At 59.2% G+C, this 3,605-nt stretch carries 3 protein-coding genes; 2 read left to right on the plus strand and 1 reads right to left on the minus strand.

The features are described from left to right. Nucleotides 1-296 precede the first annotated feature (296 nt). A complete protein-coding gene (locus tag NW863_RS12470; RefSeq protein ID WP_414366746.1) occupies nucleotides 297-1,274 on the plus strand; it encodes an ABC transporter substrate-binding protein in 978 nt (325 codons plus the stop codon). Nucleotides 1,275-1,385: 111 nt separating this feature from the next. After that, the gene (locus NW863_RS12475) at nucleotides 1,386-2,996 is read left to right on the plus strand and encodes an ABC transporter permease (protein ID WP_414366741.1); all 1,611 of its coding nucleotides are present in this window, start codon (nucleotides 1,386-1,388) and stop codon (nucleotides 2,994-2,996) included. Nucleotides 2,997-3,018: 22 nt separating this feature from the next. Here NW863_RS12475 and NW863_RS12480 read toward each other — a convergent pair whose 3' ends face one another. Beyond that, complete coding sequence (locus NW863_RS12480; RefSeq protein ID WP_414366743.1) at nucleotides 3,019-3,252, minus strand: hypothetical protein; 234 nt, start codon at nucleotides 3,250-3,252, stop codon at nucleotides 3,019-3,021. Nucleotides 3,253-3,605: the final 353 nt, after the last annotated feature.

A 3,605-nucleotide genomic window follows, 5' to 3' on the forward strand; every position in this document is an offset into this window, starting at 1 on the left:
CCAGATAAGCTGCCACGACCCTTTGCCGTAGATCCAAAGAATGGGTTGGCATTCCCTTCTCTCCTTCCTCTTAAAACTTGTACCCTATTTTAAATTAACAGGCTGTAATCTCGAGTTAATCTTTTTGGGGTACCCTGTAGCTTGCAAGTGTTTGCAAAAGGCAAAAATGTAAGGCCAACGCAGATTTTGACCTTGGAAATCTTGAAATAAAACTGCCTTGGTTATCAGTAAATCGACAGCTAAGCGAATCGCTCAAACAAGGGAGAACTATGATACGCCCTCTACCTTTGTTAGCAATGCTCTGCACTGTGGCCCTTGCCCAGGCCCTTGGGTGGGGATCCCTGAGCTCGGTCTGGGCCAAGCCATCTGGGGCGTTGCGTTTGTACACTTCCCAACCTGATGCAGACGCTCAGAAAACCGTGTCTGCGTTTCGGGAAGTTTATCCAGAAGTTTCGGTAGAGATCTTTCGCTCCGGCACCGAGGAGGTGATCAGCCGCTTTTTGCTGGAAGCGGAAAAGGGTAGTCCCCAAGCCGATGTGCTGCTGGTGGCCGATGCGCCTACTTTCGAGTTGCTGAAATCCCGCAATTTGCTGGAGTCCTACTGCAGTCCCGAGGCCAAGGCCATCGCTGCCACCTACTACGACCCAGAGTGTCACTACTTCGGCACCAAGATCTTGGCTACAGTGATCGTCTATAACACTGCCAAAGCCCAGCCCATTGACAGTTGGGCGGCTCTAGCCCAGGTTCCCCAAGGCCAGGCAGTGATGCCCAGCCCCACCTATTCGGGTGCTGCTGCTTACAACTTGGGAGTTATCACCCGCACCCCTGGCCTGGGCTGGGAGTGGTACGAAGCTCTGAAAAAGAATAAAACCGTGCTGGTGCAAGGCAATGGCGCTGTGGCCCGTAACGTCGCTAGCGGTGAACAGAGCTACGGCATGGTGGTAGACTTTCTTGCTATTCGCAGCCGCAACGAGGGATCCCCAGTGGAGGTGGTTTATCCCAAGGAGGGCGTGCCAGTGATTACCGAGCCGGTGGGAATTGTCAAAGGAACGCCTAACTTGGAAGCTGCCCAGGCTTTTGTGGACTTCTTGCTGTCTCAGAAGGGACAGGAGGTCGCTGCTGAGATGGGCTACATGCCGCTGCGGCAGGATGTGACGCCGCCAAAAGGTTTCCCCGCTTTGAGCGAGCTGAAGATCTTGAGCGCCCCGGCAGCGGAGTTGGCCGAAAGCCGCGAGGCCGACAAAGCCCGCTTTGCCAAGTTGTTTGGGGAATAGGTGGGATCCCTTGGGCGTCAGCAAAGGCGTGGTCTAACGTTTCTGGGGGAGGGCTTGAGTAAAGGGTTAAGGCACCCCATCATCCCCTGGCTGGTAGCCGTAGCGTGCCTTTTGACTTTGACCCACGCTTATCCCCTCTGGAAGCTGTTGCAGCGAGCCTTGAGCAGCGAAGGGGAAGGGCTTTCCTTTGAGAACATCCGCTGGTTGCTGGAAACGCCCCGCGTCCATCTGGCGCTGGGCCACAGCCTTTGGGTGTCGGCGGTCTCAGCCGCATTAGCGCTGGTCGGCGGCCTGGTGCTGGCGGTGCTCACCACCCAGACAGATCTGCCGGGCCGCGGCATCCTGCGGGTGCTCTTTTTATCTCCCCTCGTGGTTCCGCCCCAGGTTTTGGCCTTGGCCTGGATCCAATGGGCCGGGCCGGTGGGCTATTTGCAGCAGGGGCTGCGCTGGATTTTGGGGAAGCAGGGATCCCTGTGGAGCTTCTACACGCCGGGGGGGATCATTCTGCTGCTAGCTCTTTTTGTGCTGCCAATTGCCTACCTGACGCTGGTGGCGGGCTTGAGCCGGCTCTCCAAGCAAGCTCAGGAGGCGGCCCAACTGGATGGGGCAAACCTGCTGCAGGTTTGGCTCTTCATCACCCTGCCCCTGTTGCGGCCCTCTGTGGCAGCAGCGGCGGCGCTGGCTTTTCTGGGGGCCTGGGGCAATTTCGGGATCCCGGCCTTGCTGGGGATCCCAGGACGCTACCTGACTTTGCCCACCCTGCTGTACCAAGAGGTGATCAACTTCGGCGGGGATGGGTTTGGGCGCAGCGCGGCGCTGGCGTTGCTCTTTGGCCTGCCGGCCCTCTTCTTTTTGGCCTGGTCACAGCAGCCTCAGGCGGGGCTGGATCCAGGCGAGGCCCCTCCGGATCCCTATCGCTTGGGCTGGCTGGGTTGGCTGCTCAGCGGGATCCTCTTCGCCGCAGCCTTGCTGCTCATTCTCGGGCCTTTGCTGGCCATGGCTGCAACTGCCCTGCTGCGGGCCTATGGCCTGCCCTTAGTCTGGTCTAACCTGACGCTGGAGCATTTCCGCCTGGTTCTTTTTGAGCTGGAGCGGGCCCGCCGCGCCACGCTGCACAGTTTGGGCTTGGCGGGAGGAGCAGCGCTGCTCTGCAGCGGGATGGCGACGATCTTGGGCTATGCCCTGACCCGGTTGAAAGTACGGCTGCTGGCGCTGCTCAGCTTCCTCGTGGACTTGCCCTATGCCCTGCCGGGCCTGATTTTTGCGTTGTCCCTCATTTTGGTGTGGTTGCCCCCGCCCCTGCCGGGGCTGAGCCTCTACGGCACCCTAGGGCTGATCCTGATGGCCTATCTGGGACGGTTCTTGGCCCTGGCGCTACAACCACTGCAAGCTGCTTGGCGCAGCCTGGACACCAGCCTAGAGGAGGCAGCCAGCCTGGATGGGGCTTCTCTGCTGCAAACCTTTCGCCACATTCTGCTGCCCCTGCTGGCACCGGCCTTAACGGCAGCGGTGTTGCTGGTGTTTTTGCAATCTTTTGCCGAGCTGACCCTCTCTGCCCTCTTGGTAACCTCCCGCTCGGAAACCTTTGGGTGGCTCATCTTTGGCTTGCAACAAGGGGGCTACACCCACCAGGCGGCGGCCCTGAGCACCCTGCTGCTGATCGTCCTGTTGGGTCTAGCCGCAGGGATCCAGGCGCTGCGGCGGCAGGTCGGGCAGCCTTGAGCAGGGGATCCCACCAGATCCTTCACGGATGGGGGTCGATGGTGGTGGTGCGACGGATGGGTTGCCCCTTCAGGTTCCAGGTCTGGCCTTGTTGGGTGGTCACCTGGCCGGAATAGTCCCCTTCCACCCCTTGACCGGGGGATCCCTGGCCGGAATAGGTGCCACTAGCCGCTCTGCCGCCTGGCCCGCTGCGCGTGTAGGTGCCAGAGTGGGCGCGCTGACGGGGGCGAGCCTGCGCAAAGGGAGCAAGCGCCATTAGTAAAGCAGTAACCAATAACAGGCAAAAGCTTGCATTTTTCATCATTTTCATGTTCGAGACCCCTTGAGAAATTGCCAATCATAACCTGGGCTGGGCGCTCATTTCATCTGACTCTGACTGCGGCCTGAGGGTTCACTTTCTGGGGGGATCCCGGCCAGATATAACCTGCTCTTAATGTCGGTGCAGTATTCTCGGATGTGCCTTTAGCGAGTGCAACTGCCTTTTTCTATGAACACCCGTCGTACTTTCCTGGCTTTCGCCGCTGGCTTGGTGGCTGCCTTCCTGGCTGCCGACAGCTTTGCCCAGTCTCCTGCCAACGTCAAAGTTTGGATTGCCTTTACCGATAACCG

The sequence above is a fragment of the Synechococcus sp. B60.1 genome (assembly GCF_047462555.1).
GTDB lineage: Bacteria > Cyanobacteriota > Cyanobacteriia > Thermostichales > Thermostichaceae > Thermostichus.

What these genes read in the sequence shown, in the direction of transcription:
- NW863_RS12470 (WP_414366746.1), top strand. Translation starts at nt 297, where the DNA reads ATGCTCTGCACTGTGGCCCTTGCCCAGGCCCTTGGGTGGGGATCCCTG.
- NW863_RS12480 (WP_414366743.1), bottom strand. Translation starts at nt 3,252, where the DNA reads ATGGCGCTTGCTCCCTTTGCGCAGGCTCGCCCCCGTCAGCGCGCCCAC.